Consider the following 14,756-nt stretch of genomic DNA (forward strand, 5'->3'; position numbering starts at 1 on the left):
TCGACTCCTTGGCGCGTGTAGTGAGATGTTGATTACCGGCGTAATGCGTTACTGCAGCATTTATTACAGGTAGGGGACTGCCGGCCAAACATTGCACCCTTCAGCTATAGATTGCTGATGGCTGGCGTCGGGTCGCACCGGCTCCATGTTAAATGTTGGTTTATTTCGTATTTGGCGACCGTTGTCCGCGCCGGTCAAATGACAGACCAGTTGCCTGCGCATGCCGCCACCATACTTGTCACCGCTCCAGCGTGGGTCATCACCATATTTTCTCAGCAGTTCTGCATACATGGCTTCGGTTTCATCCGCTCCAATGGTGCGTGCATGCGCCGTGGGGGTAACCGATAGCGTCCAGACACCATTGCCCAAATGAGGATCGCCATCACGCTGGATCCACGTTGCGCTCTGAATGTAGCCTGCGGGAGAAGTCTTGTTGATCGGTCGCGGCAGGTCTCGATGTTGCGCGTCAGCCTCGCAGGAGAAATTCGCTTTGCTATTGGCGTCCTGCGGGAATTCCATTTTAATTGCCGGCACCCATTGTCCGGTGTGCTGGTAATAATCAAACTGGTTTTTCATTGCTTGCTTTTTTCCAGTTTGGGCGCTATAGAAAAATGCTGCTACTGGAACTTTGTCATTTTCCCAGGTCGCAATGCGCAACTCTGTCTGTGTCTCTTTCGCCTCTGCGGTGTCGGCGATTGCTTGGCGCGCAGCAATGAATTGTTGAAACGCCTGCGTCCGTTGTGCACGTGTCAGGTCCTTGTGCAGGCTGAAGCCGCATTGCTTTCTGTGCCGTTCATAGAGGCTATTGGCGTTCAATGAATTGTAGTGTTGGGTCCAATTCGTAGCACTGTTGACCCCCAGCGCCTGGCAGCTGTCTTCCGCTTCTACAGTGGTTGAATTATCCAGGCAACCTCTACCACTGCGGGTGTCTGTCCAGGCGTCGATTGGAAACGCACAGACCACATTCAATTTCTTTTCTCTATCGTTAACGAATTGGCGTGGCGTAAAGATGATCCCGTTATTTGCTCTCATGCCCGGATCTTTATAGGCGATACGGTCACTCCGTATCCAGGACACCGACACGCCTCCGGATTCCACAGATGCGGGGCTGGGATTCCAAACGTGGTATTTCAGTGGATCCGTGGGCGCGGGGATTTTTTCAGGGTTGCCCGACCTTTCATCCCATCGATGAGTGGCCCTTAACATGACGCCACTGCAGTCGGCTGCCGGGTCTATACCGCAAGTCGAGCTTGTGTCGGAGTACCATTTATCAATTTCCTTGACAACACCTTCGCATGTTGCAGCATCAACAACTGTGGTAAAGAAAAACAGAGGCACTATAACGGCCGAGGCGAACCCCGTCTTTATGTCTTTCATGGTGGCTTCCTTCCCTGTTTTCTACAACTGAGGCCCATGCTAGGAGTGCGCTGTACCTGCAACAACTGGCAAAAATGCTAGTTTTTCGCGCTCGTTGATTGCACTTAATAAATGAGCCTGGAATTCAATGGGTGATGGTCACTCAATCAATGACATAAGGTTCGGCGAGCAAAGCCTGGGTCTCAGGCTGCTTTGCTATGCACTGTGAAAGGAAGAGAAGTAGTACCGCCGTCCTGTAGCGCGAGATGTTCCAGGCAAGCCGTTCTACGAAAAATCAGGCAGCGATTGTCAGCCGCTAAGCGCCGGGCTATAGTCGAGTTCGTTCATGTCTTTTGAAGATCCGGTAATGCCAGCCATCCCTTCCACCACAAGCTTTGCCCTCGCGCCAGTCGCGGGCATGGTCGTGCGTGGCAGCCAGCAGCCGGCCATGATCAGTCATTACCCACCACCTGTCAGTGGCGTTGTAGGCGGCGTAGCTCCGCCTCCTTGCGTGGTCGTGCTGGGCTGATCGGCTTCTTGCCGAACCCCTTCGCACACGCAACCTACTGAACACGGTCGGCTACTTCCCTCGCTGAAGCGCACGCCGTCCGTTTGGCTTTTCTGCCTACTATCAGGTGGCAATACATGTCTGTCTTTACCAAAGCATCCGTGGCCTCGGCGGCCACGACCAGCCTGTTCGTCCTGCTGTGGAGCAGCGGGGCGATCGTCTCCAAGCTGGGCCTGGCGCATGCCAGCCCGTTCGCCTTCCTGCTGTTGCGCTCGGCATTGGCCCTCGCGGGCCTGCTGCTGATCGGCCCGCTGCTGGGGCTGCGCTGGCCGCGCAGCCGCGGGGCCATCCTGCGCGCCCTGGGTACCGGGTGTGTGCTGCTCGGCGCGTACCAGATCTTCTACTTGCTGGCGCTCAACACCCATGTCACCCCTGGCGTCATGGCCACGGTCATGGGGGTACAACCGATCCTTACCGTGGTGCTGATGGAGCGCCAACGTTCCTGGAGCCGTCTGTTCGGCCTGGGTCTGGGGCTGGGCGGGTTGATCATGGTGGTGTACCAAGGCATCAACCTGGGCGGGGTGTCGCTGGCGGGGATGCTGTTTGCCCTGCTTGCGCTGGCCAGCATGACCGTGGGCTCGATCCTGCAGAAACGCATCACCGATAACCCCATGGGCACGCTGCCGCTGCAGTACCTCGCCGGCTTTGCCATGTGCGCGGTGTTCGCACCGTTACAACCGCTGCATGTCGAGTGGACCGGCGGCTTTGTCGGCGCGTTGCTGTGGATGGGCCTGGTGGTTTCATTGCTGGCGACCTTGCTGCTGTACCGGCTGATCGCCAAGGGTAACCTGGTCAATGTCACCAGCCTGTTCTACCTGGTGCCGGCAGTCACTGCGGTGATGGACTTCCTGATCTTCGGCAACCGCCTGGCACCGCTCAGCCTGCTGGGCATGGGGTTGATCGTGGTAGGCCTGCTGTTCGTGTTTCGCAAGCCCGCCGCGCGCCTTGCCCAGGCGTAGGCCCTAGCGGAATTCTTCGGGGATGGCGTGGCGTAGCACGCCTTCCTCGAAGTCCAGCAGGCCGGCTTCGCGCTGGGTGAGCAGGTAGTAGAGCAGGGTGTCGAGCGAACGCGCTGGCGGGACTTCGACAGCCAGCATTCTCACGGCCTTCTCGACTTCGCATGGGCAGCCGAAATCCTCGAGTGCTATGCACACCTGCTCCAGGTCGCCTGCGGCTTTCACAAGAACGCGGAACACCGAAGCGCCGCCGCTTTGCAGCAGGGCCTCGAACCAGGATTGTTCGCCGTCTTCGCGAATGCAGATGGTATCGCCGGGCGCGATGCCGTAGGCATAGAAGGGGATGCTGTCGACCTGGTAACCGGTTGCCGTGGGTTTTGCCCAGAGCCCTTCGACCGAAGCGGGTGGGTAGCCTTGGGCATCCTGCTCCAGGCGCCAGAGCACGATCTTGTAAGCTGAGTTTTGCTCGGGGGGCATGGGCGTGACGAGTCAGGAGGGCTGCCTATCGTAATGCCGTTTGCCAGCGTTGTCTGCACCAGGCCTCACCGCCGGCTTGCCGACGAAGGGGCCGGGTGCAGAAAGCGCAACGTTTCAGAAGTAATAGCCGATGTTGATGTTGGTCCGGTAATACCAGTCATTGCTGCCCACCGAGTTGGTGCTGGTCCACCCGGTGCCATTCTCGGCGCCACCAAACGGGTTGGCATTGCGCGCCCAGGTCAGGTCGACCCAAGCCATGATCGGCATGGCCAGGAACTGCGCGCCGACGGTGAACATCTGCGAGTCGTCCCAGCCGTGCTCATCCTTCATCATCCGGCTGTAGTCGGTGTAGAACTTTATCTTCTTCAACTGCCCAAGCTTCGGGGTGAATACGTCATAGCCAAGGTTGACTGCGGCAATGCTCGCCTTGGAGGCGATCAGGTAAGCCGGGGTCAGGCCATTGCCACCCATCAGCACTGCGCTGTCACTGACGCCGGCCGGGTTTTTCGGGTTGTATTCATAGCGGATCGCCTGGCCCGTCAAAGTCCAGGGGCCTTTGTTGAACAGCGCGTGCACGCCGCCTGCCCAGTAATCGCCATCGTCATGGGTGGTGGCGTTGTACAGTTCGGCAGCGGCCAGCGAAGCGCCCAGTTCGGTCTTCCAGCCGTCGCCTGTGAAGGTGCGGGCGACACGGGCGTTGATCTGGTTGCGTTTCTCGTTGTCCTGGCGCGATTGGGTGAACGGTACGGCATTGTCGTCGAGGTCGGCGTAGCGGCCAACCTCCGGCGAATAGCGCAGGCTTGAGGGCAGCATGCGCGGGAAGTAGCCCAGTTGCAGGTCCCACTGCGCATCCTTGTAGCTGTATTTCAGGCCCGTGCCAGCGCTGACGCCGTAGCCCATGAAGAACGGGATGTGATAGCTCCAGCCAAACTGTGGGTAGGGCTCCAGGCCGAACGGCTTGAACGGTGCGCCAAGTTGCAAGTTGGCTTGTGGGTTGAAGCGGTAGCCGATGTAGCCGCGGTCGATAGAGCGCTTGCCGTCGTCCTGGAACCAGTAGCCGACATCGCTGAACAGCTGGCGGTGGCTGGCCTGCACATCGATGCGAAAGGTGTCGAACAGGAAGCGGCCGTTGTTTTCCGTGGTGTCCCAGTGTTCGTCGCGGTAGTTGATACGCAGGGCGCCGCCGATGTCCAGGCTGCTCTGGCCGTCGTCGCTGCGCCAGGCAATGTGCGGGAAGGGCTTTTTCGCGCTGGGTGGCTGGTCCGGGGCGGCGGGGCCGGGTTCGGAGGCCAGGCTTGCGCAACTGCTGATAATCAGACCGAGGCTTATTACATATCTTTTCATGCCATGCCCTGCAAGGTTGGGTGGTTTTCCGCAGGCAAAGGGCGAGCGTCGCCGCGAAACTGCGGGTTATTGTTTTATGGGTGATATGTTGTTTTACGCAGGGAATGGAGCAGGTTCTGTGCCAAACCTGTTAATTAAATAAATGTTCAATTAAAACAATTATTTATATTTGAAACGGGTGGTTTTGTACCGTATCTGGAACAGGCTGGAAGTTTGGTTACCGTTATGCCCACTCGTTGTGCACGTGTGCCATTGTTTGTGTCAGTAACGAAGAGCGCCAAGTGGCCAATGCCCGTGCAAAAAAAACCGGCCTTCAAGGGCCGGTCAAATTACGCGTGAGCAAAACATCACATCACAGATCAAGCACCAAGCGTCGGCTCTTGCATCCGGACACACACACCATCATCGATTTGTTCGCCGCCCGCTCAGCCTTGGTCAGCACCCCATCGCGGTGGTCCACATCCCCCTCCAGCACTCGGGTCTCGCAAGAGCCACACACACCCTCACGGCAGCTGTACTCGATATCGCATCCGGCTTCGAGCAGCACATCCAGCAGGTTCAACCCCGGCTCGACGCTGACCGTCTTGCCCGATTTGCTCAGCTCGACGCTGTAGCTGTCCTGGGCATCCGCCGATGGCGCCACTTCTGTTGCGCTAAAGCGCTCGATGTGTGCATGCGGGTAGCCCAGCCGTTCGCAGGCCTGCTCGAAGGCATCGAGCATCGGCGTTGGCCCGCAGCAGTAAAAGTGCGTATCCGCAGGACGACCGCCCAGGTAGCTGGCCAGGTCCGGCAGGCCGCCTTTCTCATCGTTGAAGTGGTACAGCACCTTTGCACCCAGCCCAGTGATCTCCTCCACCAGCGCCGCCTCGGCGCGCGAGCGGGCGCAGTAGATCAGCTCGGCCGAACGCCCCAGCGCCAGCAACTGGCGGAACATGCAGTAGATCGGCGTGATGCCGATACCGCCGGCCACCAGTACGCTGTGGCTGGCGCGGGTGTCGAGGGCGAAGTTGTTGCGCGGTTGGGAAATCTGCAACTGCGTGCCCACCCGCAGTTGCTCGTGGACGTAGCGCGAGCCGCCGCGGCTGGCGCGGTCACGCAGGATACCGACCACATAGCGGCCCTGATCGCTGGGCGCGTTCAGCAGCGAGTAGCTGCGCACCAGGCCGTTGGGCAGGTGCAGGTCGATGTGCGACCCGGCCTCGAAGGGGGCGAACACGGTATCGCCCCACGGGCGCAGCTCGACGCTGATGATGCCTTCGGCTTCATGGCGCAGGGTGTGCACCAACGCGCTGATGGTGGAGGAGTTGGACATCGGTCACCTCATGCTCAGGCCAGTTGCCGGGTTTCGATCAGGGCCAGCTGTTCCTTGGCCTTGCCCTTCAGGTAACGGCGCAGGCGCACCACGCCAAGGTCGTGCTGGTAGAGGTTTTCGCGCTGGTTGGCTTCAAACTCCATGAACTCCAGCAACACCCGGTCCTGTTCCAGCACTGCCCAGTGGCGCGCCTCCAGGCGGTTCTTGTAGAGGAAGCGCCAGGTGTCGCGCTGCCAGCCGCTCAGCCGCCGCGTGCGCCAGTGAAATACTGCGGACAGGGCGCGGCTGCTGGGGGTGTAGCTGGCGACAATCGAGAAGTTGCCGCCCGGGCCACCGGTCTTCGGGTAGGGTATTTCCAGGCGCAGCCAGTGGCAGCCGTTGTCGAGGAATTCGGTCCAGTCGAAGTTGACCCCGCGCTGGCCTTCCTTCTCGAAGAAGAAGCCCTGGTCGGTGTCGCGGGTGACGAACTTGGCGGTAGCCTCACCCTCGCTCATCGAATGCGACATCTTGTGCAGGTAGGTGCCGTGCATCGGGTCCATGACGTTGTCGAGCACGTAGCGGTAGTCGCCTTTCCACTCGGTGTAGCAGAGGAAGCTGCTCCACTCGGGCGAGCTCAGCTGTTCAGGCAGCACCAGCTCCGGCGGTGTGTCCAGGTTCGGCTCGGTGGCGTTGAACAGGAAGATCGCGCCAGCGGCCTCGCGGGTATGGAACATCCGCGTCGGGCGGCTGCCTTCGAGCTTGCAGCCGGGGCTGCCGGGCACTTTGGTCACGGTGCCGTCACAGCGCACTTCGACACCGTGGTACGGGCACTGCAAGCGGTCGCCCAGTACCGGCCCCTGGGACAACGGCGCACCGCGGTGCGGGCAGTGGTCTTCGAGGGCATGGACGCTGCCGTCGTTGTCGCGCCACAGGGCGATCTTGTAGCCCAGGCGGCGAATCGAGACGGGTTTCTCGCCGAGCAGCTCCGACGGTAAAACCGGGAACCAGAGGTCTTTCAGGCCGTTGGCCAGGTGGTTTTCAACAGGGTCGACGGTAATCTGCATGTTCATCTTGTTCTACCTCCGGCGGGTCATTCGCCCAGCCGTGCCATCAGGGTTTTGAAAGTGTCTTCGGTCCATTCACCGCTGGTCAGCGGGCAGGGCGGGCCGGCCAGGTTCAGGTGCGCAACCAATTCGCCCAGTTCGCTCACGCCGTTGCCGTAGGCGCGTTCGATCGAGTCGCCGAGCAGGTCTTCGAACGGCGTGTTGGGGCGTTTACGGGCCTGGTGCGGCTGCAGGTAAACCTCGGGTGTGCTCATGGGGTTGGCCTCAATTGTTCTTGGGTTTGTCGGTGAGGAACTTGCCTTGCGGTGCTTCGATATGCTGCTGGCGCCGGGTGTTGCCATCGATGCCACCGGCGATCGCCCATTCGGCGAACACGGTCGGGCCGGGTTCGAATTCGCGCGGTTGCCAGTCGCCGGTCAGTTGGTCTTCGTCGGCGTAGTACTCGACCAGTGCGCCTGCGGGGTTCTTGAAGTACCAGAAGAACGCCGACGACACCGGGTGCCGGCCCGGGCCGATTTCGGTGGCCCAGCCACAGCGGGAAATGTGCATGCCGCCGCCGAACACTTCATGCAGGTCGCGCACGGTGAAGGCCACATGGTTGAGCCCGGCACGTGGGGCCGGCAGCTGCAGCATGAACAGGTCGTGGTGGCCGCCTTCCTCGGCGGTGCGCAGGAAGGCGCCGCGGTTGGGGTAGCGGTCCGAGGCCTGGAAGCCGAAACGCTCGTGGTAGAAGGCTTCGCAGGCATTCACATCCTTGACGAAGAACACCACGTGGCCCACTTCGATGGGCGTGGCGCGTTCGTAGACCGGCGCCGGCTTGTTGATCCGGCCCTTGCTCTGCCAGGTGTTGTGGCCGCTGCACTCGATGTCCAGCGCGCGCTTGCGGGTGACCTGCAGGCGGATCGCCAGGCCGTTGGGGTCGGTGCAACCGATGCGGCCGTTGCCTTCGACGAAGCCCGGGTCGTTGGCGATGCGCTGGCTGTACAGTGCAAGGTCCGCCTGGCTCTCGACGCCCCAGACCACTTCACGCACGGTCGAACCGGGCTCGATGGCTGGCGGCAGGCCAGGTTTGTCGAGGGCTGCCAGTACCACGCGGCAGCCGTTGAGGGTTTCGAAGACGACCTCGTCGGCCTGCTCGCTGACTTTGTTCAGGCCCCAGTCGGCGAAGAAGCGTGCGCAGGTGGCGAGGTCTTCCACGCCATAGGTGACTTCGTCGATGCCCAGTACGCTCATTGCCCTGCCTCCACGCCGGCCCAGGCCAGCGGCTGTTGGTTCATGCCCCAGTAGAGGCTTTTCTGTTCCATGTACTGCAGGATGCCCAGGCGGCCTTTTTCGCGGCCCAGGCCGCTGTCACGCCAGCCGCCGAATGGCGTCGAAATGGAAAACTGCTTGTAGGTGTTGATCCATACCGTGCCGGCCTGCAACTTGCGGCCCAGGGCCCAGGCGCGTTTGTAGTCGCGGCTCCAGATGCCGGCGGCCAGCGCGTAGAGGCTGTCGTTGGCCTGAGCCAGCAACTCGTCTTCGCTGTCGAATGGCATGGCTACCAGCACCGGGCCGAAGATTTCTTCCTGGCAGACCTGCTGGTGGTTGCCAAGGCCTTCGAGGATGGTCGGCGGGTAGAAGTAGCCTTGGTCGAACAGCCCGCCACGCGGGCGTTCACCGCCCAGGCGCAGGCTGCCACCTTCGGCCAGGCCCAGGGCTACGTAGCGTTCCACCGATTCACGGTGGGCAGCGCTGATCAGCGGGCCCATCTGCGTACGCTCGTCGGCGGGGTCGCCCAGGCGCAGCTGCGAGGCAGCGGCGGTCAGGCGAGCCATGAACGGTTCGTACAGGGCGCGAGCGACGAACAGCCGCGACCCTGCGATACAGGCCTCGCCCGAGGAGCTGAAGATGCCGTACAGCACACCGGCCACGGCGTGGTCGAGGTCGGCGTCGTCGAGGACGATGGTCGGCGACTTGCCGCCCAGCTCCAGCGACACCGGCATCATCTTGTCGGCGGCAATATGGGCGATGTGCTTGCCAGTGCGGGTGCCGCCGGTGAACGACACGCGCTTGACCAGCGGGTGGCGGGTCAAGGCGTCACCGAGCAGCGAGCCCTTGCCCGGCAGCACGCTGACCAGCCCCTTGGGCAGCCCGGCCTCTTCGCAAATGTGGGCCAGTTGCAGGGCCAGCAGCGGGGTGATTTCCGCCGGTTTGATCACCACCGCGTTGCCGCCGGCCAGGGCCGGGGCAACCTTTTGCGCCTCGCTGGCGATGGGCGAGTTCCACGGTGTGATCGCTGCGACCACGCCCATGGGCTCGTACACGCTCATGCTGACGAAATCGCCGCGCGACGGTGTGATGGTTTCTTCCAGCGTTTCGCAGGCGGCGGCGAAGAACTGGAAGGTACCTGCCGCGCTGGCGACCAGCGCGCGGGTTTCATTGATCGGCTTGCCGTTGTCCTGGCGCTGCAGTTGCGCCAGTTCTTCGCTGCGCTCACGTATCAGCCCGGCGATGCGGTACAGCACGGCCGCGCGTTCGTGCGGTTTGCGCTGCGCCCAGCCGCTGTGCAGGAAGGCTTGGTGCGCGCCCTGTACGGCGGCCTCGACATCCTCAAGGCTGGCGGCGTTGAGCCAGGCCACCGGCTCGCCGCTGGCCGGGTAGCGGGTGGCGTAGCGTTCGCCACCGCCCAGGCGCCAGGTGCCGGCGATGCAGATGGGTAAGGTCTGTTCCTGTGTCATTGGCAGTCCCCTAGATGGATATGGCATGGGCGTGGTTGCCGAGGGCACGCACCACGCTGTAGACGGTCAGTGCCGAGGTCTTCGGGTTGGCAGCCAGCGGTTTGCCGCGCAGGCTCATCTCGAAGCGGCCAAAGGCGCCGCAGGCTTCGACCTGGTGCACGTTTTCTTCGCTGTGCGGGTCGGCGATCAGGGTCACGCGGGTGCGGTCCAGGCCGAGCCCTGCCAGCGACAGGGTGGCCGCGACGTTGGCGTTCTTGGGGTACAGCCGCGCCGCCTCACGGGCGCTGCCGTCGAAGATCACTGTCGCTTCGCTGAGGCTGTCCAGCGTGCACACCTGTTCGGCAGGGGTGTGCTTCCAGGCCTGTGCCGGCTTGCGGCCGATGTAGGCGACAGCGTCGAGGCCGCCGACCTTGGCCGCCGACAGGGCGTCGATGCCACCGATGGCGCCTGGCAACAGCTCGATCCGCGTATTGCCGCGTGCCGCTGCCGCCTCCAGGCGCTCGACCAGGCCGGGCTCGGACAGCGCGCCGACCGAGACGATCAGGCAGGCGATGCCCCGCTCCAGCGCTGGTAGCACGTGCTCCTCAATCGCCTTGTGGCCGGCGCACTCGACCAGCAGGTCGGGGCGCGCATCGGCGGGCAGGGCGGTGAGCACCTGGGGGGGCTGACGGAAGCTGGCCAGCCGCTGGCGCACCAGGACTTCGGAGCCGGCAGAGGCAATCACCGCGTCAACGCACAGTTGCGGGTCTTGCTCCAGCAGTTCGAGCACGCCGACGCCAATGGCGCCGCAGCCGATCATGGTGATATGCAACATGGCGGGGTCCTCAGGCCGTAGCCTTCTGCGCCTTGGTTTCGCTGTTGGGCGGGCCGGCGAACTGGGTGGCGAAGCCGCCGACGCTGAGCATGTCCACTTCCAGCAGGAACGGGCCTTGTTCGCCCAGGGCACCTTCGAGCACGTTGCCGAAATTGTTCAGGTCGCTGACCAGGCCATGGCGCAGGCCGAGCGATTCGGCGAGCTTGCTGTAGTCGGGCGTATGCAGTTCGACGTAGGCATGGCGTGCGCCGTAGATGGCATCCTGGATGTTGCGGATCACGCCGTAGCGCTGGTCGTTCATCAGCAGGATGACCACGTTGGCCTTCTCCTGGACCAGCGTTGCCAGTTCACCCAGGTTGAGGATGAAACCACCGTCGCCTGCCAGGGCAAACACCTTGCGCCCCGGTGCGGTTTCTGCCGCTGCCACCGCCGCGCCAATGCCCATCGCCAGGCCCTGGCCGATGCCGCCACCGAGGGCGTGCACGCCGGCCAGCGGGTGGTAAAGGTTAAGCAGGCGGTTGCCCCAGATGCTGTTGGACAGGGTCACGTCGCGCACCCAGGTGAAGTTGCGCCCGGTTTGCGCTTGCAACTGTTCGACCAGCGCCGAGTACGGGCCAAGGTCGGCGACCAATTGCTTGCGCGCTTGCTCGCGCACGGCCTTGAGCTCGGCCAGGAAGTTCGGGTCGATGTTCAGGCGGCCCTGCAGGCGGTCGGCCAGGCCTTCCAGGGCCAGGGCGGCGTCACCGCAGACGAACAGGTCGCTTGGGTAGCTGCGGCCTTCGATGGCGGGGTTGACGTCGATGCGCAGGGTGGTGCGCGGCAGCTTCAGGGCATATTTGAAGGTCTCGTTGCTGCGCAGGCGCGAGCCCGCCACCACCAGCGCGTCGCAGGTCTGCATGAAGCCTTCGACCAGCTTGTTCTGCGAGAACGCGCCCAGGCAGCGTTCGTCGTCCTCGTTGACCACGCCACGGCCTTGGGTCGAGGTAATCACGCCGACACCCATGTCCAGCAGGCGTTTGACCTGTGCGCCCGCATGCCGGGCGCCGCCGCCCAGCCACAGCAGAGGGCGGGTGGCGTTGGCCAGGCGCTCGGCGACCAGGTCGAGGGCTTCGGCGGCGGGGGCGGCGACCGGGATCGGCAGCGGTGACAGGTCGGTCGGCATGGGAATGAAGGCCGACTGGATATCGATCGGGATCTCCACACTGACCGGGCCGGTGGGCGCGGTCAGGGCCGTCTGCACAGCCAGCTTCAGGGTACTGAGTGCGGTCTCGACACTGCGTACGCGGAATGCTGCCTTGGACACCGCCTTGAGCATGGTCAGCTGATCACGCGCTTCGTGGATGTAGGCCAGCTCCTGGTCCAGGTAGGGCGTTTCGATCTGCCCGGTGATGTGCAGCAGCGGCGTACCGGCGGTGAGTGCTTCGACCATCGCCCCGGCAGCGTTGCCGGCGGCGGTTCCGGTGGAAGTCAGGCACACTCCCAGGCCACCGCTGCTGCGGGCGTAGGCGTCAGCCATATTGGTTGCCCCGGCTTCACCGCGGGCCATCACGAAGCGGATGTTGCCGCGCACGGCGAATGCATCGAGGATCGGCATGTTGTGGATCGAGATCACGCCGAACGCCGCCTTGACGTCGCATTGCTCGAGGAACGCGGTGATGACGGCACCGACGGTGACAGTGTTTTCGTTACGCATGGCGAGACAGGCCTCCGGATACATCGATATGACTGCCAGTGGTGTAGGCCGACAGGGGGGAGGCGAGGAACAGGATGGCCTGCGCCGCTTCCTTCGGCAGGCCAAGGCGGCCCAGGGGAATTTGTTTGCGTTGCGCCAGCTGCGCGGTCCATTGCGACCAGTCCAGCTCGCGTTCTTCGCGGGCCTCGAAACGGCGCCGCCATTGTCCGGACTCGACCAGGCCGATGAGGATGCCGTTGACCCTGATGCCGTGTTCGGCGAATTCGAAGGCCATCGAGCGCACCAGGTTCTTGAGCCCGGCGCGGGCGGCCGAGGTGGCGACCATGTGTGGCTCGGGCTGGCTGGCCAGCAGCGAGTTGACGCAGACGATCGAGGCGTTTGCCTGGCCTTGCAGCTGCGCCAGAAAAGCCCGCACAGGGTGGATGACCGAGAAAAACTTCAGCTGCAGTTCGTCGTTCCAGGCGTCGTCGGTGGTACTTGCGAAGGTCGACACGCGGCCTTGGCCGGCATTGTTGACCAGTACCTGGGCTGGGCCGAGGGCGGCCAGGCTGGTGGCGGCAAAGGCCTGCACGGAACCTGCGTCGAGCACGTCGCACACCTGGGCCAGCAGGCGCGCTTGGGGGAACCGCTGGCGCAGGCGCGCTTCGGCGCTGCGCAGGCGGTCTTCGTTGCGCCCGCAAAAGGCCACGCGGGCGCCGGCTTCGAGCAGCAGTTCGACGCAGGCGTAGCCGATGCCGGACGAGCCGCCGGTGACAATCACCGTGCTTTCGTGAAGTTGATAGGGGTTCATCTCAATCCCTCATCAGGGCGGTGACGCGGCCGTGGCCTGCGTTGGGTGTGTAGTTGAGCAGCCGCGACAGCTCATCGGCGCTATTGCGTACCTGGCCCAGCATGTTGTCGAAATTGACGTGGCCGATCTGCACGGTGGGTATGGTCAGGCCGAGCGCGGCGACCACCTGGCCGCTGACATCGCGCACCGGCGCTGCGACCGTGGAGATGCTCGGTTCGAAAAAGCCTTCGCCGCTGACATAGCCCCGCAGGCGGTCGGCCTGGACCAGGTCGAAGAGTTCCAGCACGGTTTTTGGCGTGCACGCTGAAAACTGCTCCAGGTGCTCTTCCGGGTACAGTTCGCGCAGTTCGCCCAGGCTCAGGTCAGCCAGCAGGATGCGACCCAGTACTGTGGCATGGGCGGGGAGGCGGGTGCCGACGGTGACCGCACTGGAGAACACCGAGGGTGGCGAGACCTTGGCCACGTAGACGATCGAGCGGCCGTCGCGCACCACCAGGTTGCTCGGGTAGTTGAGGTGGTCGCACAGCCGTGCCAACAGTGGCTGGCCGAGCTCTGTCAGCTCCAGCGAGGCCAGGTACTCGAAGCCCAGGCGCAGCACCGACATGCCGAGGCGGTACTCGTTGCCGCTGCGGGTGACGAAGCCCATGGTTTCCAGGGTGGTCAGCAGGCGGAAGATGGTCGAGCGTGGTAGCGACAGGCGTCGGGCCAGCTCGGGGGCGGTCAGGGTACGGTTCTGCCGGCTGAATTCGCACAGCAGTAGCAGGCCGCGTTCCAGGCCCGGAACAATGTACTTGTCCTGGTTTTCCTTCAACGGATCCATATCGTTCATAGCACGCTACCTGTGAGGGAGGTGTCCAGGGCACGGGCAAGCAAGCCCGTCACCCTGTCAGGTTGTTCGATGGCGCAGGCATGGCCGGCGCCAGGTATCAGCTTGAAAGGCGCGCCCAGTGCCTCGGCCAGGGCCTGGCAGTCGCGCGCGGGGGTGATGGCATCGGCGCTGCCGCAGTGCACTTCGCAGGGCACGGTCGGCGGCGCAAAGCGCAGCAGATGGTCGCCGCACAACAGCTCGATGGCTTGGCGGTAGCCGTGCGGCAGCAGCCGCGCCATGTTCCAGTGCACCCAGGCCAGCGCTTGGGTGCTGGCGCTGGCAGACAGCAAGTGCGCGCTGCGCTCACGGGCCATGTGCTCGATGCCCATGTGCTCCAGGGTGTGCAGGCGCTTGCTGCGTACGGCCTGGCCTTGCTCGGGTTGCTCCCCGTAGCCGCGCGCCGGGCTCAGCAGTACCAGGCGGCTGACCCGGGCCGGGTGGGCCTGGGCAAAAGCGGCGGCGGTCAGCGCGCCGAGGGAATGGCCCACCAGCACGCAGCGTTCGATGTCCAAGGCGTCGAGCGTGTGCAGCAGGCGGGCGGCATAGTCGCCGGCCTTGGGCGCAGCCATTGGCAGTGGCGTGGACTGGCCGTAGCCCGGGGCGTCCCAGGCGATCACCCGCGCCCGCTCGCTCAGGCCCAAGGCCACTTGCAACCAGCTGGCCGCGCCCGACCCTATGCCGTGCAGCAGCATCATGGCCTGGCCACTGCCAGCCTCGCGCACCGCTTGCTGGCCTTGGTCCAGGCGTAGCAGGCGCTCGGCGAAGCGCTGGTCGAGTTGCCCGAGCAGTGGGGCAATGGGGGTGATCGGCATCAT

15 protein-coding genes are annotated in these 14,756 nt (G+C 63.5%); 2 read left to right on the forward strand and 13 right to left on the reverse strand.

The annotated features are described in order from the left end of the window. Nucleotides 1-63: 63 nt before the first annotated feature. On the reverse strand, nt 64-1,377 hold the full coding sequence (locus N805_RS29025) for a DUF2599 domain-containing protein (protein WP_019473487.1): 1,314 nt from the start codon (nt 1,375-1,377) through the stop codon (nt 64-66). Between the two features lie 325 nt (nt 1,378-1,702). Here N805_RS29025 and N805_RS30655 point away from each other — a divergent pair, with 325 nt between their 5' ends. Next, nucleotides 1,703-1,885 carry a hypothetical protein gene (locus N805_RS30655; RefSeq protein ID WP_155412715.1) on the forward strand — a complete coding sequence of 61 codons (183 nt, stop codon included), beginning with the start codon at nt 1,703-1,705 and terminating at the stop codon, nt 1,883-1,885. Between the two features lie 116 nt (nt 1,886-2,001). Continuing rightward, nucleotides 2,002-2,883: a DMT family transporter gene (locus tag N805_RS29030; protein ID WP_019473488.1), complete on the forward strand. Its 882-nt coding sequence runs from the start codon at nt 2,002-2,004 to the stop codon at nt 2,881-2,883. 3 nt (nt 2,884-2,886) lie between these two features. On the opposite strand, the gene N805_RS29035 is transcribed toward N805_RS29030, so the two are convergent. The 12 genes from N805_RS29035 to N805_RS29090 form a co-directional block, all read right to left on the reverse strand. Next, nucleotides 2,887-3,357 (reverse strand): DUF4265 domain-containing protein, encoded by a 471-nt coding sequence (locus N805_RS29035; protein ID WP_019473489.1) that lies wholly within the window; start codon nt 3,355-3,357, stop codon nt 2,887-2,889. 114 nt (nt 3,358-3,471) lie between these two features. After that, nucleotides 3,472-4,701: a hypothetical protein gene (locus N805_RS29040; protein ID WP_019473490.1), complete on the reverse strand. Its 1,230-nt coding sequence runs from the start codon at nt 4,699-4,701 to the stop codon at nt 3,472-3,474. 352 nt (nt 4,702-5,053) lie between these two features. Continuing rightward, nucleotides 5,054-6,013, reverse strand: a complete 960-nt coding sequence (locus N805_RS29045) for a PDR/VanB family oxidoreductase (protein ID WP_019473491.1) — start codon at nt 6,011-6,013, stop codon at nt 5,054-5,056. 14 nt (nt 6,014-6,027) lie between these two features. Continuing rightward, entirely contained in the window at nt 6,028-7,062 is a 1,035-nt protein-coding gene (locus N805_RS29050; RefSeq protein ID WP_019473492.1) for an aromatic ring-hydroxylating oxygenase subunit alpha, read from the reverse strand. Nucleotides 7,063-7,082: 20 nt separating this feature from the next. After that, the gene (locus N805_RS29055; protein WP_019473493.1) at nt 7,083-7,310 is read right to left on the reverse strand and encodes a recombinase-like helix-turn-helix domain-containing protein; all 228 of its coding nucleotides are present in this window, start codon (nt 7,308-7,310) and stop codon (nt 7,083-7,085) included. Nucleotides 7,311-7,320: 10 nt separating this feature from the next. Further along, a complete protein-coding gene (locus N805_RS29060) occupies nt 7,321-8,289 on the reverse strand; it encodes a VOC family protein (protein ID WP_019473494.1) in 969 nt (322 codons plus the stop codon). Beyond that, entirely contained in the window at nt 8,286-9,776 is a 1,491-nt protein-coding gene (locus tag N805_RS29065) for an aldehyde dehydrogenase (protein ID WP_019473495.1), read from the reverse strand. The genes N805_RS29060 and N805_RS29065 overlap by 4 nt, the downstream gene beginning before the upstream one ends. Before the next feature lie 10 nt (nt 9,777-9,786). After that, on the reverse strand, nt 9,787-10,590 hold the full coding sequence (locus N805_RS29070; protein ID WP_019473496.1) for an aspartate dehydrogenase: 804 nt from the start codon (nt 10,588-10,590) through the stop codon (nt 9,787-9,789). A gap of 10 nt (nt 10,591-10,600) precedes the next feature. Beyond that, complete coding sequence (locus tag N805_RS29075; protein WP_019473497.1) at nt 10,601-12,283, reverse strand: thiamine pyrophosphate-binding protein; 1,683 nt, start codon at nt 12,281-12,283, stop codon at nt 10,601-10,603. Beyond that, a complete protein-coding gene (locus N805_RS29080) occupies nt 12,276-13,073 on the reverse strand; it encodes an SDR family oxidoreductase (protein WP_019473498.1) in 798 nt (265 codons plus the stop codon). Before N805_RS29080 ends, N805_RS29075 begins: the two co-directional genes overlap by 8 nt. Nucleotide 13,074: 1 nt before the next feature. Further along, entirely contained in the window at nt 13,075-13,893 is an 819-nt protein-coding gene (locus N805_RS29085; protein ID WP_026034667.1) for an IclR family transcriptional regulator, read from the reverse strand. A gap of 5 nt (nt 13,894-13,898) precedes the next feature. Beyond that, a complete protein-coding gene (locus N805_RS29090; RefSeq protein WP_019473500.1) occupies nt 13,899-14,756 on the reverse strand; it encodes an alpha/beta fold hydrolase in 858 nt (285 codons plus the stop codon).

Origin of the sequence: Pseudomonas putida S13.1.2, from assembly GCF_000498395.2 — a bacterium.
Taxonomy (GTDB): domain Bacteria; phylum Pseudomonadota; class Gammaproteobacteria; order Pseudomonadales; family Pseudomonadaceae; genus Aquipseudomonas; species Aquipseudomonas putida_Q.

What these genes read in the sequence shown, in the direction of transcription:
- N805_RS29025 (WP_019473487.1), bottom strand. Translation starts at nt 1,377, where the DNA reads ATGAAAGACATAAAGACGGGGTTCGCCTCGGCCGTTATAGTGCCTCTG.
- N805_RS30655 (WP_155412715.1), top strand. Translation starts at nt 1,703, where the DNA reads ATGTCTTTTGAAGATCCGGTAATGCCAGCCATCCCTTCCACCACAAGC.
- N805_RS29030 (WP_019473488.1), top strand. Translation starts at nt 2,002, where the DNA reads ATGTCTGTCTTTACCAAAGCATCCGTGGCCTCGGCGGCCACGACCAGC.
- N805_RS29035 (WP_019473489.1), bottom strand. Translation starts at nt 3,357, where the DNA reads ATGCCCCCCGAGCAAAACTCAGCTTACAAGATCGTGCTCTGGCGCCTG.
- N805_RS29040 (WP_019473490.1), bottom strand. Translation starts at nt 4,701, where the DNA reads ATGAAAAGATATGTAATAAGCCTCGGTCTGATTATCAGCAGTTGCGCA.
- N805_RS29045 (WP_019473491.1), bottom strand. Translation starts at nt 6,013, where the DNA reads ATGTCCAACTCCTCCACCATCAGCGCGTTGGTGCACACCCTGCGCCAT.
- N805_RS29050 (WP_019473492.1), bottom strand. Translation starts at nt 7,062, where the DNA reads ATGAACATGCAGATTACCGTCGACCCTGTTGAAAACCACCTGGCCAAC.
- N805_RS29055 (WP_019473493.1), bottom strand. Translation starts at nt 7,310, where the DNA reads ATGAGCACACCCGAGGTTTACCTGCAGCCGCACCAGGCCCGTAAACGC.
- N805_RS29060 (WP_019473494.1), bottom strand. Translation starts at nt 8,289, where the DNA reads ATGAGCGTACTGGGCATCGACGAAGTCACCTATGGCGTGGAAGACCTC.
- N805_RS29065 (WP_019473495.1), bottom strand. Translation starts at nt 9,776, where the DNA reads ATGACACAGGAACAGACCTTACCCATCTGCATCGCCGGCACCTGGCGC.
- N805_RS29070 (WP_019473496.1), bottom strand. Translation starts at nt 10,590, where the DNA reads ATGTTGCATATCACCATGATCGGCTGCGGCGCCATTGGCGTCGGCGTG.
- N805_RS29075 (WP_019473497.1), bottom strand. Translation starts at nt 12,283, where the DNA reads ATGCGTAACGAAAACACTGTCACCGTCGGTGCCGTCATCACCGCGTTC.
- N805_RS29080 (WP_019473498.1), bottom strand. Translation starts at nt 13,073, where the DNA reads ATGAACCCCTATCAACTTCACGAAAGCACGGTGATTGTCACCGGCGGC.
- N805_RS29085 (WP_026034667.1), bottom strand. Translation starts at nt 13,893, where the DNA reads ATGGATCCGTTGAAGGAAAACCAGGACAAGTACATTGTTCCGGGCCTG.
- N805_RS29090 (WP_019473500.1), bottom strand. Translation starts at nt 14,756, where the DNA reads ATGATGCCGATCACCCCCATTGCCCCACTGCTCGGGCAACTCGACCAG.